This window comes from Salinispora cortesiana, from assembly GCF_000484695.1.
Taxonomy (GTDB): Bacteria; Actinomycetota; Actinomycetes; order Mycobacteriales; family Micromonosporaceae; genus Micromonospora; species Micromonospora cortesiana.
This window is the reverse complement of sequence record NZ_AXVR01000020.1, coordinates 59,600-76,605: the sequence shown is the minus strand read 5'-3', so window position 1 is coordinate 76,605 and position 17,006 is coordinate 59,600. Positions and strand designations below refer to the sequence as shown.

General features: G+C 69.6%; 17 protein-coding genes. 5 read left to right on the top strand and 12 right to left on the bottom strand.

What is annotated here, in order from left to right:
* Positions 1–1,065: hypothetical protein (locus K228_RS28815; RefSeq protein WP_025618601.1), on the top strand; the 1,065-nt coding region annotated here is incomplete at its 5' end.
* A gap of 252 nt (positions 1,066–1,317) precedes the next feature.
* On the top strand, positions 1,318–2,679 hold the full coding sequence (locus tag K228_RS28270) for an autotransporter outer membrane beta-barrel domain-containing protein (RefSeq protein WP_029723498.1): 1,362 nt from the start codon (positions 1,318–1,320) through the stop codon (positions 2,677–2,679).
* A gap of 17 nt (positions 2,680–2,696) precedes the next feature.
* On the opposite strand, the gene K228_RS0111675 is transcribed toward K228_RS28270, so the two are convergent.
* The 8 genes from K228_RS0111675 to K228_RS0111640 form a co-directional block, all read right to left on the bottom strand.
* A complete protein-coding gene (locus K228_RS0111675; RefSeq protein ID WP_025618599.1) occupies positions 2,697–3,584 on the bottom strand; it encodes an alpha/beta fold hydrolase in 888 nt (295 codons plus the stop codon).
* Entirely contained in the window at positions 3,581–3,898 is a 318-nt protein-coding gene (locus K228_RS0111670) for a DUF2516 family protein (protein ID WP_025618598.1), read from the bottom strand. Before K228_RS0111670 ends, K228_RS0111675 begins: the two co-directional genes overlap by 4 nt.
* A gap of 91 nt (positions 3,899–3,989) precedes the next feature.
* The gene (locus tag K228_RS0111665; protein WP_025618597.1) at positions 3,990–4,568 is read right to left on the bottom strand and encodes a hypothetical protein; all 579 of its coding nucleotides are present in this window, start codon (positions 4,566–4,568) and stop codon (positions 3,990–3,992) included.
* Between the two features lie 104 nt (positions 4,569–4,672).
* On the bottom strand, positions 4,673–5,269 hold the full coding sequence (locus K228_RS0111660; RefSeq protein WP_025618596.1) for a helix-turn-helix domain-containing protein: 597 nt from the start codon (positions 5,267–5,269) through the stop codon (positions 4,673–4,675).
* An 88-nt stretch (positions 5,270–5,357) separates the two neighbouring features.
* Positions 5,358–6,317: an asparaginase gene (locus tag K228_RS0111655; protein WP_025618595.1), complete on the bottom strand. Its 960-nt coding sequence runs from the start codon at positions 6,315–6,317 to the stop codon at positions 5,358–5,360.
* 93 nt (positions 6,318–6,410) lie between these two features.
* Positions 6,411–7,253 (bottom strand): beta-keto acid cleavage family enzyme, encoded by an 843-nt coding sequence (locus K228_RS0111650; protein ID WP_025618594.1) that lies wholly within the window; start codon positions 7,251–7,253, stop codon positions 6,411–6,413.
* 103 nt (positions 7,254–7,356) lie between these two features.
* Positions 7,357–8,466, bottom strand: a complete 1,110-nt coding sequence (gene ygfZ, locus K228_RS0111645) for a CAF17-like 4Fe-4S cluster assembly/insertion protein YgfZ (RefSeq protein WP_025618593.1) — start codon at positions 8,464–8,466, stop codon at positions 7,357–7,359.
* Positions 8,463–8,891, bottom strand: coding sequence for a Fur family transcriptional regulator (locus tag K228_RS0111640; protein ID WP_018254629.1), 429 nt, complete (start codon positions 8,889–8,891; stop codon positions 8,463–8,465). Before K228_RS0111640 ends, ygfZ begins: the two co-directional genes overlap by 4 nt.
* A 133-nt stretch (positions 8,892–9,024) precedes the next feature.
* On the opposite strand from K228_RS0111640, the gene K228_RS0111635 reads away from it, so the two are divergent.
* On the top strand, positions 9,025–9,891 hold the full coding sequence (locus tag K228_RS0111635) for an aminotransferase class IV (RefSeq protein WP_025618592.1): 867 nt from the start codon (positions 9,025–9,027) through the stop codon (positions 9,889–9,891).
* 32 nt (positions 9,892–9,923) lie between these two features.
* Here the strand turns inward: K228_RS0111635 and K228_RS0111630 are convergent, their stop codons facing one another.
* Positions 9,924–10,517 carry a nitrobindin family protein gene (locus K228_RS0111630; protein ID WP_018730256.1) on the bottom strand — a complete coding sequence of 198 codons (594 nt, stop codon included), beginning with the start codon at positions 10,515–10,517 and terminating at the stop codon, positions 9,924–9,926.
* Positions 10,518–10,619 (bottom strand): small membrane protein MtfM, encoded by a 102-nt coding sequence (mtfM, locus tag K228_RS30040; protein ID WP_018218112.1) that lies wholly within the window; start codon positions 10,617–10,619, stop codon positions 10,518–10,520.
* A 13-nt stretch (positions 10,620–10,632) separates the two neighbouring features.
* On the opposite strand from mtfM, the gene K228_RS0111620 reads away from it, so the two are divergent.
* The gene (locus K228_RS0111620) at positions 10,633–11,007 is read left to right on the top strand and encodes a DsrE family protein (RefSeq protein WP_025618591.1); all 375 of its coding nucleotides are present in this window, start codon (positions 10,633–10,635) and stop codon (positions 11,005–11,007) included.
* Between the two features lie 3 nt (positions 11,008–11,010).
* On the opposite strand, the gene K228_RS0111615 is transcribed toward K228_RS0111620, so the two are convergent.
* Together K228_RS0111615 and K228_RS0111610 are read right to left on the bottom strand one after the other, a co-directional pair.
* Positions 11,011–11,862 carry a hypothetical protein gene (locus K228_RS0111615; protein ID WP_025618590.1) on the bottom strand — a complete coding sequence of 284 codons (852 nt, stop codon included), beginning with the start codon at positions 11,860–11,862 and terminating at the stop codon, positions 11,011–11,013.
* Positions 11,863–11,918: 56 nt separating this feature from the next.
* Complete coding sequence (locus tag K228_RS0111610) at positions 11,919–12,374, bottom strand: winged helix-turn-helix domain-containing protein (RefSeq protein WP_050580974.1); 456 nt, start codon at positions 12,372–12,374, stop codon at positions 11,919–11,921.
* Positions 12,375–12,630: 256 nt separating this feature from the next.
* Between K228_RS0111610 and K228_RS0111605 the strand changes: the two genes are divergently transcribed.
* Positions 12,631–16,992, top strand: coding sequence for a S8 family serine peptidase (locus K228_RS0111605; protein ID WP_025618588.1), 4,362 nt, complete (start codon positions 12,631–12,633; stop codon positions 16,990–16,992).
* Positions 16,993–17,006 lie beyond the last annotated feature (14 nt).

Here is a 17,006-nt window from a genome sequence, read left to right as displayed (position 1 = left end):
ATCGCCGCGATCACCCTCGCCAACGCCCGCGGCGGCGCCACCCTCGACCTGGCCACAGACTGCACCTACCTGCTCACCGCCGACATCGACGGCGCCGGACTCCCCGCCATCACCACCCCCATCACCCTCAACGGCAGCAAACACACCACCATCGAACGCGCCGCCGCCACCGACCGATTCAGAATCCTCACCATCAACACCGGCGGCGACCTCACCCTCAACAAACTCAAAATCACCGGCGGACAGACCGACGACAACGGCGGCGGCATCCTCGTCAACCCCGGCGGCAACCTCACCACCAACCACAGCACCATCACCCGCAACATCACCGACGGCGACGGCGGCGGCATCGCCGGCGACGGCACCATCCAGCTGAAAGAATCCACCATCAGCCACAACGCCGCCGGCAACATCGGCGGCGGCATCAACAGCACCGGCCTCCTCAACATCAAAAAATCCCACGTGAAGGCCAACACCGCCACCGCCGGCGGAGGTGGAGTAGTCAACTTTGAAACTGTCCGGATCGCACACAGCACCATTACCGCCAACCACGCTCTGAGCGGAAATGTCGGTGGCCTTTCAGTCGATGGAATCGGCACCGTCACGGACACTCTTATCTCACACAACTCAGGGCTGGAGCTTGGGGGCGTAGGCACGGATATCGGCACCCAGCTCACACTCCGAGCTGTCACCATTGTCGGAAACACCGCCAGAACCGGCCGAGGCGGTGGTCTGGCCATCGGACCAAGCTCCCCTGTGGTCGTCGAAGGAAGCGTCATCGCGAACAATACCGCCGCGACCGTCGGCGGCGGCATCTTCAACTTCGGGGATCTGGTGGTACGAGACACCAAAATCACTGGCAACCAGGCCGATATCGGTGCCGGAATATACAACGACGAGACGACCACCCTTTTCAACACGAAGGTGGTTAAGAACGTTGCCATCACCGACGGCGGCGGCATCACCAACGTCGCCGGCACGGTCGAGCTCAACACCGCAACCGGCACCGTCGTAATCAAAAACCGACCCAACAACTGCGTCAACGTCCCCGGCTGCGCCGGTTAACAACCTCCAACGGACTGCACGAAGGGATCCGCCCCTCCTCCGCTCACCAGGCGAAGGGGGGGGGACGGATCCTTGACTACCACCAGGACGCCTATCCCATTTGAGGTATTTTTCCTTTAAACTACCAAATGGGCTTATTAAGCAACTAGTGTGAGGGGTGGCCGCTACCGCCGCTCGGTAGCCGAGGAACGCCGCCCCGGCTCACCCTGGGTTGCGCTCCTCGCCGCCGCCGGGAAGGACCTCAACACCGCGATGAACCACCAGCACCGCAGCAATGAACCCGGCCACCTCGACCGGAGCCGGATCAGGCCAGGATGGCGGTGGTGGGCGGCCGGATTGGCTGGCATGACCGGCTTGACCCTCACCACCGCCATTGGCGCCGCACCCGCCGCCAGCGCGGTCGAGCACTCCTTCCCCCACACCGCCGACGACCGATATGAGAAGCGCGACCAACCCTCCGCCGACAACCACCGGAGCGACAGCAAGGACAATGGGAAGAAGGCAGAGCAGCCAAAGGGCACCCCCGTGCCCTGTGACGCCGACGCCCTGATCGCCGCCATCACCCTCGCCAACGCCCGCGGCGGCGCCACCCTCAACCTGGCCACAGACTGCACCTACCTGCTCACCACCGACATCGACGGCGCCGGACTCCCCGCCATCACCACCCCCATCACCCTCAACGGCAACAAACACACCACCATCGAACGCGCCGCCGCCACCGACCAGTTCAGAATCCTCACCATCAACACCGGCGGCAACCTCACCCTCAACCACCTGAAACTCACCGGCGGAGGCACCACCGATGCTGGCGGCGCAATCCTCGTCAACACCGGCGGCACCCTCACCACCAACCACAGCACCATCACCCGCAACATCACCGACAGCAACGGTGGCGCAATCAGCTCCGACGGCACCACCTACGTGAACCACTCCACCATCAGCCACAACACCGCCGGCAATGTCGGCGGAGGCATCACCAACTTCGGCCTCCTCGACGTTAAAAAATCTAAGGTGAACGCAAACACCGCCGCCGCAGCGGGCGGCGGAGTCATGAGCTTTGGAACAGCACAGATCGCGCACAGCACTATCGCCACCAACAGTGCACCGACCGGAACGATCGGCGGCGTATATATAAGCGGCACCGGCACTGTCACAGACAGCCGCATTACCAAAAACACCGCCACTGAGGCCGCCGGTGTGGTGATGGACTTCAACACGCAACTCACGCTCAAATCCGTCACCCTGGTCGGAAACACCGCCACCTCGGGCCGCGCTGGGGGCTTGGCGACCAGCGACAACTCCTCCGTTGTCATCGAAGGCAGCGTCATCGCGAACAACACCGCCGCCACCGAAGGCGGCGGCATCTACAATCTTGCAGAGCTAGTGTCCCGAAACACCAAGATCATTGGAAACCAGGCCGATCAAGGCGCTGGCATTTTCAACCTTGACACAGCCACCCTTGTCGACACAAAGGTCGTCAAAAACGTCGCCATCACCGACGGCGGAGGCATCTTCAACGACGGCGGCACGGTGGAGCTCAACACCGCAACCGGCACCATCGTAATCAAAAACCGACCCAACAACTGCGTCGACGTCCCCAGCTGCGCCGGCTAGCAACCCTCCCCTCCCGGCTACTCGTTGAGAAAGGTAGAGATGCGCTCCCGCAGGTCGGCGCGCTTGGCCCAGAGGACACCAGGCCGGTCGTACACGTGCAGGGTGGCCTGAGGCAAGGCGGCGGTGAGCCGCTCGGCGACCCCGACCGGATGCAGCTCGTCGCCCACACACCCGATCACCAGGGCCGGCGCCGTGACCCCGGCAAGTTCCGTGGTGTCGCGGACCGGCACCGATTCGGGCAGGCCGACCAATCCCGAAGCGAGACCGTCCCGCATCAGCTGATCGAGGCGCTGCCGTAGGTACGCCCAGCCGGCCGGCGTGTTCCGGACAGCCGGTGGAAGCTCCAGCTGGACCACCTCCGCGAGCTGCCCGACATCACCACTGCCGAGCGCGCCCAGCAGCGCCGTCAGCCGGCGGCGGGCGGCATCGCCCCGCGGCTGGTCCAGCACCGCAGGCAGATAGAAGACCAGCCGGTCGAACCGCGTCGGGCTGTCGGCGAGTAGCCGGCAGAGCGCACCCGCGCCCATGCTCGCGCCGAACGCCCGGGTAGCGAGGCCCTGGTCAGCGACCGCCCGCAGGTCGCGCGCGAGATCGCGGTAGGTCCATGGACCGGGCGGGGCGGCGGAGCGACCATGTCCACGGAACTGGAAGAAGAGTCTGCGGCCGGTAACGCCACTGCCGAAGGGACGGGTGGTGGCGATGCCGCTGCCCAGACCGTGCGCGAAGACGGTGACCGGATCGCCTGCGCCGGTGGCCAACTGCTCCAGGTGGACGCCGTGCGGGGTGGCGACCAGCTCAGTCTCCGGTTCTGGCAGTGCTGGCCGGCCGGTGCGGGGAGCACTCGGCCCGGGACCCCAGGTACGGGGGCCGCCATCCGGTGGGGGCGGCCACCGGAAGCCTCTCACCAGGAGGTCCCCCGGCCGCCCCGGAGGTCCCGCAGACCCGTCCGGACGTCGAGCAGATAGATCAACCCAGCGGCGATGCCGACCAGTCCCAAGAGGCTGATCGGGCCGAAGCCAAGCAGGGTGAACACCAGACAGACGGCGAGGATCGCCGCCCAGACACCCTTCGGAAGGGTGCCGACCGCGGCGAACGCGTCGGACCGCTGGGTGATGACGTGGACCAGGGCGACTCCCTGCACGATGAGTGCGAAGACGAGCAGAATCAGCTCTATCACGTCGCGGACGGCAAAGACGAAGATCGGCGCGGCGATGGCCATGCCGGCAAGCTTATGCCGAAGACCCCGGAGACGTCCGCCAGGCCGCTTCCGGGGTCTTCGGCACCACAGGGCAATCGCCCGTCGCCACGGGTCAGTCGCGCGCCGGCGGGGTCCGCTTCGTCGCGCGCGGCGACTTCGTTGACGAGGTGGCCGGCTTGCCGGCGGCCTTGGTGGCACGCTTCGTGACGGCGGCCGGCTTGGCCCCGGCGGCCTCGGCGACCTGCGCCGGGGTGGGCGCCGGGGCCTGCTCAGTCGTCTCGATGTCGGTGTTCACCGTGTCGGCGGCCTCGAGCACTCCAGCGCCGACGACCCGCTCCCCGTGGCCGACGAGCGCGCCGTAGGTGGTGACTGCCCGCTCCTGCGCGGCCTGAGCACTGGCGACCACGACGGCTGCGTTGCGGGTGGCGGTCTCCCGAAGCCGGCTGAGGTCCAGGTCACTGGCGGCCCGCCGGCGCAGGTTCTCGGCGGTAGCGGTCGCCGTACGCAAGGTCTCGGTGGCCTTCTGGCGCAGCTCGGCCCCGTCTACCGTGCTGAGGTCGGCAACGACCCGGTTGCCCAGCTCGGTCACGGCCGCCGGGAGCTTTCGCAGCTGCTGGTACGCCAGATCACCGGCACCGGCGGCGGCGTAGATGGGAGCGGGGATACGGCTGGTTTTCGGCTGACTAGTCATCGTTTCTCCTCTTCGACCGCGTCGCGGCCTCGGGGTCGCCCTGTGGGCAGACTGCTGCACTGGCGTCGGGACGGAAATGGAGTCGGGGTCGATGACGGTGCGACTCACACACCGCCGGTCGGCGTACCCCCGGTCGTCGTTGGGCCGGTGACCGCGATGTTGGCCAGGTCGGCAGAGGCCCCGGACGGCTGGGCTGGACCCGGCTCCGGTTCGGTGGTGGGTGGAGCGGTGACCGACTCGGTGGTGGGCGGAGCGGTGACCGACTCGGTGGTGACCGTGCCGGTAGCGGATTCGGTGGTGACCGTGCCGGTAGCGGACTCGGCTGACGCCGCGTCGGCGGCGGCGGTCGCCTCCGCGAGCCGTGCGTTCTCCCGACGGAACGTCTCGTAGATCTGGGTGAGCGACTGCTTCTGTGCCATGGTCAGGTCGGGGTCTGCGGCTATCGCGGCGAGAACGCCCTGCCCCTCGCGGTCGTCCAGCAGCCCGGCCCGCAGGTACATCGCCGGGGTGGAGACCCGCAGCGCGCTGGCGAGCTGCTGAAGCACCTCCGCGCTGGGCTTACGCAACCCGCGCTCGATCTGGCTCAGGTATGGGTTACTGACTCCCGCCTGCTCGGACAGCTGCCGGAGGGAGATCTTCGCACTCCGGCGCAGGTCACGTATGAACCCGCCGATGTTGGGAAGGTCTTTACCACTGGCCATAACTCAACGCTAGCTCGCGATGCTAACTCCTGCAAGCAAAATGCTAGCCAGAGTTAGCACCGCACGAACCACTTCCGCCGGAAGCGAGCTACCAGAGCGACCGGACGGCGCCTACCGGCCGCCCCCCGCCGAGGAGTGGGACCTCGGCGAACTCCGCCAACGCCGGTGCGGTCACCCCGAGCCGACGCAGCGCGGAGACCAACACCGGCATCCGGGCCCGGCCGGCACCATCGTCAATCTTCAACGCGACCGCACCGACGCCGGGGACCGCCGCGGCGATGACCCCTTCCACACCGATCTTCGCGAGTAGCCCCGGCACAGCCCACATCATCCGACTGTCATCGGCCCGCGTACCGCCGACGATCTCCGGATGGGCCCGCATCGAGTCCGCCACCGCCCGCTCCGGCGAGCCCGGCTCCGCCTGCACCAGCCGCAGGTACGCCAGCGCGAGGCCAGTCAATGAGACGGCCAGCACCGGTGCGCCGCAGCCGTCGATCCCGACCGCCGCCGCCGGCTCGTCGGTGAACTCCTCAACCGCTGCTCGCAACTGCTCCTGCAACGGGTGCTCGCTGCGCCAGTACCCCTCCCCGGGCCAGTCCGCCGCCTGACAGGTCAGCAGCATTCCGGCATGCTTTCCGGAGCAGTTCATCTGGATCCGACTCGGGCCACCGCCGGCGCGCAGCACCGCCGCCCGCGCCTCCTCGTCCGCTGGCAGGTCCAGCGGGCAGTGCAACGCGGACTCGTCGAGCCCGGCCCGCGCCAACAACTCACCGACCCGGGTCCGGTGAAATTCCTCCCCCGCGTGGCTGGCCGAGACCAGGGCGAGGTCAGCCGAGTCGGCCAGCCGCAGGCCCGCACGGATCATTCCGACCGTCTGTAACGGCTTGTTCGACGATCGGGGAAAGATCGGCGACGTCACATCCCCCGCCCTCGCCACCGCCGCGCCAGTCGCGTCGAGCGCCACCACCGACCCGCGATGCACGCCCTCAACGAAACCCGACCGGACCACCTCAGCGAGCGGCACGCCGCCCTCGTACGTCTTTCCCACGGCGTGGACGTTACCGCGCTTCGGGAACGTCCAGCCGATGGGTGACCAGGGAATTGGGAACGCAACGTCAGGGGGCGACCCCCAACACACCACTTACCGGCGGAGGGCGGACACGCCGAGCAGTTCCCGGGCCTCAGCGGTGGTGAACGGAGGGCGCTGAGCGAGCTGGGCGAAGCCGACCGCGCGGGCCACGAGCTGCATGTTCGACTCGACCGGCTGCCCCTTGGCATAGGTCACCGTGTCCTCCATGCCCACCCGGAGGTGTCCCCCCGCCGAAAGCGAGGCCAGCAGGACCGGGATCGTGCTACGACCGACACCGGTCGCCGAAAAGGTGGTGCCGGCTGGCAGGTCCCGCAGCATCTGCTCGGCGGCGACCAGGGCCGCTGGAGTGCCGGGCATTCCGCCGGGCACGCCCATGACGAAGTCGACGTGCACATGCCCGCCGGCCGGCAGGCCGTACTTGCCGAGCAGGCGTTGCAGGGCGGTGAGGTGCCCCAGGTCGAAGATCTCGTACTCCGGGACGATGCCCCGCTCCTGCATCCGGGTGTGCAGCTCGACGATGAACTCCCACCGGTTGAGAAACACGTCGGTGCCGAAGTTGACCGTGCCCATCGTGCAGGAGGCCATGTCGGGGGCGGCATCGAGCACGGCGAGCCGGTCGGCCTCCGGGTCACTCACCGCGCCGCCGGAGGAGAGCTGCACGACCAGGTCGGTGCTCTCGCGAAGCGCCGCGACGGTCTCGCGCAGTCGCCCCTGGTCGAGGGTCGGCTGCGCCGCACCGTCCCGGACATGGACATGGACCACGGAGGCGCCCAGGGCCTCGCACTCCTTCGCGGTCAGCAGCAGTTCGTCGAGGGTGACCGGCAACGCCGGCACCTCAACCTTGGCCGACTCCGCCCCGGTTGGGGCAACCGTGATCAACGTCCCTGTCGTCATGCCCGGATCCTAGTCGCCCAACCGGCGACCGAAAGTCTTCCGGCATGCCGGCTGTCAAGCCTGAACCCTTCCGCCAGCAACGGCGTCCGGCAGGGACCCTTCCCTAACTATCGATCATCGCGGCGGTCTCCCCGACCAGCAGCCGGGCGTCGTCGGGCACGTTGCGCTTAACCACCGCCAGGGCGACCTGGCCCAGCTCGTGGTGGTGCACGGCGGTGCCGACGAAGCCAACCGTCCGCCCGTCCCGAGTAACCGGAGTACCGGCCGACGGTGGCTGGTCCGTGGTCACCCCGTCCAGGTGCAGGAGGACGAGCCGACGCGGCGGCCGACCCATGTTGTGCACCCGGGCCACCGTCTCCTGCCCTCGGTAGCAGCCCTTCTCCAGGTGTACGGCTGGCCCGACCAGGCCCACCTCCGCCGGAATGCTCCGGTGGTCGGTATCCAGCCCGACCCGAGGTCGGCGGGCCGCTACCCGCACCGCCTCATACGCCCAGAGCCCGGCGACCGGCACGTCCGCGTCGCGCAGCTCGGCCACCACCCGGCCGATGGCCTCCCGAGCCACCAGCAGGTCGACGCCGAGCGGGCCACGGCGGGCCCAGCCCCCGATCGGTAGCGCACGGACGTCGTAGCGCACCGTCGACCGGGGCGGCACCGAGCCGGCCCGGAACTTCGGGCCGGGCACCTCGAGCAGATCCGGCTCGGCCAGGCCGGAGACGCCGAGCGTCGCCACGGCGTCCACCGCCGCCGGCCCGACCAGCGAGAGCAGGGCGTGGTCCGGCGTCACGTCGCGCGGCTCTACCTTGCTGAAGAAACGCATCCGCTCCAGGTACCCGAGCAGCCCACCGGTGTCACCCGGCTCGGTGTCCAGCCAGGTCGTACCGCCTTCCTCGGCCACCATCGCGTGCTGCTCGACGTGCCCATGCGGGGAGAGCACCAGCAACTCGGTGCCCTGCCCGGTGGGAAGGTCCGCCAGGTGCTGGGTGGTGAGCGTGTGTAGCCAGCCGAGGCGATCCTCGCCCGGCACCGCGATCACCCCCCGGTGCGAACGGTCGACCAGGCCGACCCCCGTCTCCAGGGTGCGCTGCTCGCGCAGCGGATCCCCGTAGTGCGCCGCCACCGACCGGACCCCCGCCGCGACGTGCGCCGGCTCCGGCTGGTCCCGGCTGCCCTCGTCGATGCTCTCGACGGCGACCGCCCCGGCAATATCGATCATTCCTGCGCCCCGTTCTCACAGCGATCACAGCGGCCGAAAAGGGAGACATGGCCAACGTCCACCCGGAAACCCCGCTGCTCGGCAAGCTGGTCGGCCAACGGGCGCAGCAGGGCGGGATCGATCTCGTCGATCGCACCGCACTCCCGGCAGACCAGGTGCACGTGCTGATCCTCGCCGGCCGCGTGAAAGGTCGGTGAGCCGTGCGAGAGGTGGGTGTGCGTCACCAAGCCGAGCCGTTCCAGCAGCTCCAGCGTGCGGTAGATAGTAGTGATGTTGACCCCTGCGGCCACCTCCCGGACGGCCGTGTGGACCTGCTCCGGTGTGGCGTGCCCCAGATCCAACACCGCCTGGAGGACGAGCTGCCGCTGCGCCGTCAGGCGCAGCCCACGAGCCCGCAGCAATTCCGCGAGGGAAGATTCGGACACCGTCTAAGCATAGTTCGCTCGGGCCGAGCATCCTTCGCCCGACTACCGGCCCCCGCTCTGCCGGTGCCCGTGTCGGTGGTGCCGGGCCGGACCGCACCCGGCGCAGCCCGCCCGGGCCCTATGCTCGGCGGCCATGACGACGGCGAGGATCGCGGTGCTCGGGCGGGGCCGGGTGCCGGTCGCAACGCCGGTGCTGCGCGGCGACGACCTGGGCGTCCTGCACGGCGACGGCCTCTTCGAAACGATGCACCTGCGGGCGGGCCGGCCCTGGCTGCGGGAGGCACACCTGGAACGGATGACCCGGGCGGCACCGGCGATGGGCCTAACCCTGCCGCCGACCGACGCTCTGGTCGCGCTGCTTGACGAGATCTGCCTCGACTGGCCCACCGAGGTCGAGGGGGCGCTGCGGCTGGTCTGCACCCGAGGCGTGGCCGGCGGCGAAGCCCCGACCGCGTACGCCACGCTGGCCCCGGTGCCGCCGTCGGCTCGGGCGGCCCGCCGGGACGGGATCACCGTGGCGACGTTGCCGCTGGGCGTGCCGGCCCGCGACCGCGCCGGCCTGGACTGGCTGCCCACCGGCAGCAAGACCACGTCGTACGCGGTGCACAACGCCGCCCGTCGGTGGGCGTCCCGCCACGGCGTCAACGACGCGCTCTGGACCTCCACCGACGGGTACGTCCTGGAGGCGCCGACCGCCAACGTCCTCTGGCTCACCGGCGGGGCGCTGCGTACGGTGCCCGCCGCGGCCGGCATCCTGCCCGGCACCACCGTCGCCTGGCTGCTGGCCAACGCCGAACAGGTGGGGCTGGGCGCACACGAGCAGCTGGCGACCCCGGCCGAGCTGCACGCCGCGGATGCGGTCTGGTTCAGCTCGTCGGTCCGGGGCCTGGTCGAGGTCCGCGTCCTCGACGGCATCGGCCGACCGCGGTCGGCCTACACCCGGCGGCTGCAGGCCCTACTCGGTTTCCCCGTCCCGCCCGACAACGACCAACCGGACTGACCCAGCCGCCACCCAGATCAGCCGGACTGACCTCAGCCGCCCACCCGGATCAGCCGGGCGGACAGATGTGGGGTGAGGCCGTGGCCGACGGCGGCCATCTCCTGCGCGTAGAGCAGGGCGCCTTCCACGATGCCGAAGAGGCGGTGACCGGCGGTCACCTCCTTCGCGGTGGGGGTGCGGACCACCGCGTCGGTGGCGAACTCGAGCTGGGTGCCGGTGCGCTTGCCGAGGTGCAGCTCCATCACGCCCGTGGGCGTGCTCATCAGCGCTTCCCACTCGTTGGTCGCCCGGTCGTCACCGTCGAGTACCGGCCGCCACCAGCCCATCTCACGCCCGGCCGGGCGGACGGGACGGCTCTGCTCGTCCAGCAGCCACGCGCGCGACTCGTAGCAGAGGAACGGTCGGCCGTCGTGGCTGATCCGGATCTCCTGCGCGTAGTCGAAATCCTCAATGGTGGGGTAGCCACCCCGGCCCCGACCCCGCCACACCCCGATGTACGGCAGCAGGCCGTCCAGAGTGGGGTGCAGTTTCGGGCCGGTCCGTAGGTCGTGGCTCTCCTCGTAGGGGTACGGGTCCACCGGAGGCGCGTTCAGCCACGGCGGCTGAAGCGGATTCTCGTCACTCAACTAATGCCCTCTCGATATGCGTACGGCAAGGTAGACCAAGCCGCCGGCGAGCCCGCCCAGCGCGGCGACCAGCAAACTTACGAACCCTATCTCGGTGACCATCGGCGACTATCCTATGCTGGCGTTCGTGGGCCGAACCCTCGTCGTCAAGGTCACCGCCGGCTTAGATGCCCCGGAGCGGTGCGCACAGGCGTTCACCATCGCTGCCACCGCAGCCGCCGCCGGAGTTGATGTCTCACTCTGGCTGACCGGCGAGGCGACCTGGTTCGCGCTACCCGGCCGGGCGCAGGAGTTCGAGCTGCCGCACGCGGCGCCACTGGGCGAGTTGCTGCACGTGATCCTGACGACGGGCCGGATAACCGCCTGCACGCAGTGCGCGGCCCGTCGGGACATCGGGCCCGGCGACGTGCTGTCGGGCGTCCGGATCGCCGGTTCGGCCGTCTTCCTTGAGGAGGTCATGGCCGAGGAGGCCCGGGCACTCGTCTATTAACGGTCACTCCGCGCAGCCGTTGGAGAGCATCAGGTGCAGCTGGTCGCCGGTGGCGTCGGCGATGACCAGGTCGGTGCCGCTCCGGTAGGCGTACACCTCGGGGGTGTCGACCACAACGGTGCCGGCGGCGGCCAACGGCGCCAGGGCGCTCAATGATGCCGGCTCGGGGCCGACCTCCATCCGCTCGGTCCAGGCCTTCGCGCCGCCGGGGCACGGTGTCCAGATCCGATCCACCTGCTCCGGCACCGGACGGTCCAGCGCCTGCAACGCGGCCTGTAGCGCCGGGCTGACCCGCTTCCCGGGTAGCAGGTCGCCGATCGCGGCGTCGGTCGGGCGACAGCCGGTCAGCACCTCGAAGCGAACCCGGCCCGGACTCGTTGACTCCCCCTCGACCAGGACAAACTCACCGGCGTCAGCGCGCAGCAGTGGGCCCTCCGCGGCGTCCCCAACGCCGGCCCGCCATCGCCCCGGCAGCTCGTCGGCGACGCGGCTGAGTAGGTCGCGCTCGCCTCCCGCAACGACCAGAACGTCGATCCCGCGGGTCACTTCGGCGCCCGTGCTGACCGGGGTGACCCGGCAGCCCAGCTCAACGCGGGACGGGGTCATCGCCCACGCCGTACCGTCGAGCGCTGCGACGAGCTGGCCGACCGCCGCGTTGACCACCGGTGCTGCCTGCTCAGTCGTGCGCTGCTCCCGCACCGTCGGCTCGTCGGTGCGGGCCGACCACCAGGCCAGCCCGGCCAGCAGCACCGCCCAGGCCGCGGTGCCCGCGATCAGCAAGCGTCGGGCCCACGGCCGGGACGACGGGCGATCGGGCCCGGAGGGCGGGGCGTACCCCGGATGGACAGCGCTCACCGCGCCATCGTGTCATGGCCCGGACCGGGCGGCAGCCGCCGCCGGGGAAGGCCGTCTCACCCGCCCGAGTCGTCGGACCCCAGGACAAGGCGGTAGCCGACCCCGCGCACGGTCAGCACCCGTGGGCCACCGGAGAGCAGGCGCAGTTTGCGCCGAAGCCGCTTGATCGCCGAGTGCAGGATCGCGGTGTCGCCGAGGTAGGCGCCGCCCCAGACCGCGGCGAAGAGTCGCTCATAGCTCCAGAGCCGGACCGGCGGGGTCACCAACCGGGTCAACAACCGCCGTTCGGTACGGGTCAGCGCCAGTGGACGTCCCCGCCAGGTGACCAGATGCCCCGGCGGGTCAACCACCAGCTCGCCGTAGCTGACCGGGGTATCCGGTGGACCGGTACCCCGCTCCTCGGTGCTGGACGGTTCAGGAAAGAGCATCGCTCGCAGCTCCGCAAGATCAGCACAGCTCAGCACCGGCCCCACCCCGTCGAGCCGACGCAACACACGCTCGCGCACGGCCATGTCGGGGCTTACACAGACCACGATCGGACCTTTCCCCTCAGACACGCTGCCTCCCCAGGCACCCGCGTTGACATTGACAGCCATCACCCCGCCGAGATGATGTCCGGCTGAACACCGAGTCAGCGTACGGCCAGAAACGCGACTAGTCACTGATCGAATACTGACCGAAACAATCTATTGATCAGCATCGGTGTTTTCACGAGCATGGCTGGCGCGGGCTCGGAACAGCCCGGGCCCGCGGACGTGGGGAGGACACGTGTTCGTACGACCATCCGCGCGGTCACGCCTGGGGCGTCTGGCCGTCGCGTTCGGGGCGCTGGCACTGGGGTTGAGCGCCCAGCCCGCGCTCGCCGCGTCGCCGCCCGGCGCATCGGAGCGGGCAATCGTCGCGCCCGAGCTGCAGGACACCAGCGGCAGCACCAGTTTCCTGGTCTACCTACGGGAAACCGCACCGCTCGCCAGCACCGCGACCGTTCAAGCGCCCGACGACCGAGCTCGTGCGGTCCACCAACTCCTGACCGACACAGCTGAACGCACCCAAGCCGACCTGCTGCGACTGCTTGACGCGCGGAAGGCGGAGCACACGTCCTACTGGATCGCCAACGCCATCCAGGTCCACGGTGACCAGACCCTGATCGACGAGATCGCGAGCCGGCCCGAGGTCGAGCGGATCGAGCCGATCCGCAGTCGCCCGCTGATCGAGCCGACGCCGGCCGAGGCCGAGGCCCGTACCAACGCCATCTCGTGGGGCGTCGTCGAAATCGGCGCCACCCAGGTGTGGGACGAGTTCGGCGTCCGCGGCGAAGGCATCGTGGTAGCCAACATCGATACCGGTACGCAGCACGACCACCCCGCCCTCGTCAACTCCTACCGGGGCAACCTCGGCGGCGGCAGCTTCGACCACGCATACAACTGGTTCGACCCGACGGGCATCTGCTCCGACTCGGAGCCCTGCGACAACAACGACCACGGCACGCACACCATGGGCACGATGGTCGGTGACGACGGGGGCGACAACCAGATCGGCGTCGCACCGGGTGCCCGGTGGATAGCGGCGAAGGGCTGCGAGTTCACCACCTGCTCGGACCCGTCGCTGCTCGCCTCCGGCCAGTGGATCCTGGCCCCGACCGACGCCAACGGCGAGAACCCCCGCCCTGACCTGCGCCCCGACATCGTCAACAACTCGTGGGGTGGCGGTCCCAACGACCCCTGGTACCAGCAGACCGTCGACGCGTGGCGGGCCGCCGGGATCCTCCCGGTCTTCTCCTCCGGCAACGCCGGCCCGGGCTGCGGCACCGCTGGCTCCCCCGGGGACTACGAGAACTCGTACGCCGTCGGAGCGTACGCGTCAGACGGCGTCATCGCCGGCTTCTCCAGCCGTGGCTCCGGTACCGAGGATTTCAAGCCGAACATCGCCGCCCCCGGGGTGGACGTGTGGTCCAGCGTCGCCGGTGGCGGGTACGCATCGTTCAACGGCACCTCGATGGCGGCCCCGCACGTCGCCGGCACGGCCGCTCTGATCTGGTCGGCCGCGCCCAGCCTCCGCAGGGACCTGCCAGCGACCGAGGCGCTGCTGGACGACACCGCCCGCGATGTCGACAACACCACCTGCGGCGGTACCGCAGAGGACAACAACGTCTTCGGCGAAGGTCAGGTCCACGCTTATGGTGCGGTCACCGAGGCCCCCCGCGGCCCGGTCGGGCGGGTCACCGGCACGGTGACCTCAGCCGCTGACGGCGAGCCGATCGCCGGGGTGACCATCGACGACGGCACCCGCGACACCACCACCGGCGTCGACGGCCGATACTCGCTGACCGTGCCGGCTGGCGAGACCACGGTGACGGCCACCGTGTACGGCTACGAGCCGCAGTCGGACACCTTCACCGTGGACGAGGGCGGGGCGGTAACCCGAGACTTCGCGCTCGTCCCCAGCCCGATGGTCACGGTGAGCGGTCAGGTCACCGACGGCTCTGGGCACGGCTGGCCGCTCTACGCTCAGGTCGAAGTCGCCGGTAAGCCAGGGGACCCGATCTTCACCGACCCGGTGACCGGAGAATGGTCGACCACGGTGCCCGGCGACAACACCTACTCGATCACCGCCACCCCGCAGTACCCGGACTACCAGACGGTGACTCGGGAGGTACCGGTCGGCAGCGACGCCACCACGGTCGACCTGGCCGTTCCGGTCGAGGCAGCCTGCACGGCCGCCGGCTACAACGGCAGCTACGGCGACCCCCTCCTGACCGAGGACTTCGCCGACACCACCACGCCGGAGGGTTGGTCGGTGGTCAACCGCACCGAGGACGGCGGTTGGACCTTCGAGGACCTCGGCGGACGAGGCAACCTGACCGGCGGCAGCGGCGGATTCGCGATCATCGACAGTGATGAGCTCGGCGCCGGTAAGAGCCAGGACACCGACCTGGTGAGCCCGACGCTGGACCTCTCCGAGGCCGACGCGCCGGTGCTGCGGTTCAACAGTGACTACTGGGCGCTTGGCAACGACAGTGCCGACATCGACGTCACCACCGACGGCGGTGAGACCTGGACCAACGTCTGGCACCAGACCAGCAGCTTGCGCGGGCCGCGGGTCGAGGAGGTGCCGTTGACGCCGGCGGCCGGCGCGACGGAGGCCCAGGTACGGTTCCGCTTCGCCGGCAACTACTCCTGGTGGTGGCAGGTTGACGATGTCGTCCTGAGCAACCGGGACTGCAACCTGGTGCCCGGTGGCTTGGTGGTCGGCACCACCATCGACCTGAACACCGGCGAACCGATCAACGGCGTCACCGTGACCAGCGTGGATCAGCCCGAAGACCAGGGGGTCTCGGCTGGCACGCCGGACGACCCGGCGGAGTCGGACGGCTTCTACTGGCTCTTCTCCAGCCTCACCGGCACCCACCCGTTCACCGCGGAAAGGACGCCGTACCCGCTGGCCACCCAGGACGTGACGATCACCGCGGACGAGGTGCAGCGGGCCGACATCGCGCTCGCCGCCGGAGAGCTCACGGTCACCCCGGCCGAGGTGGAGTCACACCAGCCGTACGGCAGCACCCGGAGCACCAAGGTGACGGTGAAGAACACCGGCACCGCCCCGGCCAACGTCGAGGTGTTGGAGCGGTCCGGCGAGTTCGAGCTGTTGAACCAGCCGGGAGCCCCGCTGCGCGAGGTCACGGTGAAGGGCATCAGCAAGGCGCAAACCGGTACCCGGTACGGTGGCGTGCCAGCTGAGACCGGCCCGTCGGCGGACGACGCCTGGACCCGGGTCGCGGACCTGCCGGCGGCGGTCTTCGACAACTCCGCTGTCGCCCTGGACGGCAAGGTGTACTCGATCGGCGGCGGCACCGGCAGTGGGCTGGAGAAGAAGGTCTGGGTCTATGACCCGGACGCCGAATCCTGGTCCGAGCTGCCGGAGCTGGCCAGTTCGAGGGCGAAGCCGGGCGTCGCGGCGGTCGGCGGCAAGATCTATGTGACCGGCGGGTGGGCCGACAACGGCAGCCCCGACGCCACCGTGGATGTCTTCGATCCGGACAGCGAAACCTGGAGCCGCGTGGACGGGGCGACCAACCCCGCACCGGTCGCCGCCGCCGGGACCGCCGTCGCCGGGGGCAAGATCTATCTGGTCGGCGGCTGCGCCGACGGCTCCTGTACCGCCTCTGACGAGACGGTGGCGTTCGACCCGCAGACCGAGACCTTCACCACCCTTGCCCCCTACCCGCACCCGGTCGCCTGGATGGGTTGCGGTGGTATCGGCGACCAGGTCTACTGCGCCGGCGGCACCACCACCAGCGGCGAATACACCGACGGCTACCGGTACGACCCGGCGTCGGACACCTGGAGTCCGATCGAGGAGATGCCGCTGAACCTGTGGGGATCGTCGTACACCTCGGCCGGCGGGATGCTCGTGCTGGCCGGCGGGGTCACCGACGGCTCCACCACGGTGACGAACCAGACGATCGCCTACGACCCGGCGTCCGGAACCTGGCAGGACCTGCCGAACGCCGAGTTCAGCCGGTACCGGGGGGCTGCCGCGTGTGGCACCTACCGGATCGGCGGTTCGCCCAGCTCGTTCGTCGGATCGGCGGAGACCGAACACCTCGGCGGGCTGGGATCGTGCGTCGCGGAGGCGGATCTGCCGTGGCTGAGCACCTCACCGTCCAGCTTCACGCTGGAACCGGGCGAGTCCCGCAAGCTGGAGGTGACCCTCACGGCCACCGCTGAGGCCGGGGTCGAGCAGCCCGGCCGCTACAGCGGCGAGCTGGCGTTCGCGGCCGACGTGCCGAACTCGGTCCCGCCGGTGAAGGTGGAGATGAACGTGTCTCCGCCGAAGAGCTGGGGCAAGCTGCAGGGCACGGTCACCGGGGTGACCTGCGGCGGGGAGACGGTCGGCGTGCCGGCTACCGTCCGGGTGAACGCGTCCGGCAGCGGCGCCGGCTTCACCCTTAAGGCGGACGCCTCCGGCAAGTACACGGTCTGGCTGCCCAAGGGCCGCTACGACGTGATCGTCGCCAAGGACGGTTGGGTTCCGGAGTTCGACCGCATCCGGGTTACGGCAGGGTTCGTCGCAACCCTCGACTTCAGCCTGGAACCGTCGTCGGACTGCACGAAAGCAAGCGGCATCTGAGTAAGTCGGTGGCC

Coding starts and splice junctions, on each gene's coding strand:
- K228_RS28270 (WP_029723498.1), top strand. CDS start 1,318: ATGAACCACCAGCACCGCAGCAATGAACCCGGCCACCTCGACCGGAGC.
- K228_RS0111670 (WP_025618598.1), bottom strand. CDS start 3,898: ATGGCCATCGCCGCGCCGATCTTCGTCTTTGCCGTCCGCGACGTGATA.
- K228_RS0111665 (WP_025618597.1), bottom strand. CDS start 4,568: ATGACTAGTCAGCCGAAAACCAGCCGTATCCCCGCTCCCATCTACGCC.
- K228_RS0111660 (WP_025618596.1), bottom strand. CDS start 5,269: ATGGCCAGTGGTAAAGACCTTCCCAACATCGGCGGGTTCATACGTGAC.
- K228_RS0111650 (WP_025618594.1), bottom strand. CDS start 7,253: ATGACGACAGGGACGTTGATCACGGTTGCCCCAACCGGGGCGGAGTCG.
- ygfZ (WP_025618593.1), bottom strand. CDS start 8,466: ATGATCGATATTGCCGGGGCGGTCGCCGTCGAGAGCATCGACGAGGGC.
- K228_RS0111635 (WP_025618592.1), top strand. CDS start 9,025: ATGACGACGGCGAGGATCGCGGTGCTCGGGCGGGGCCGGGTGCCGGTC.
- mtfM (WP_018218112.1), bottom strand. CDS start 10,619: ATGGTCACCGAGATAGGGTTCGTAAGTTTGCTGGTCGCCGCGCTGGGC.
- K228_RS0111620 (WP_025618591.1), top strand. CDS start 10,633: ATGCTGGCGTTCGTGGGCCGAACCCTCGTCGTCAAGGTCACCGCCGGC.
- K228_RS0111610 (WP_050580974.1), bottom strand. CDS start 12,374: ATGGCCGTGCGCGAGCGTGTGTTGCGTCGGCTCGACGGGGTGGGGCCG.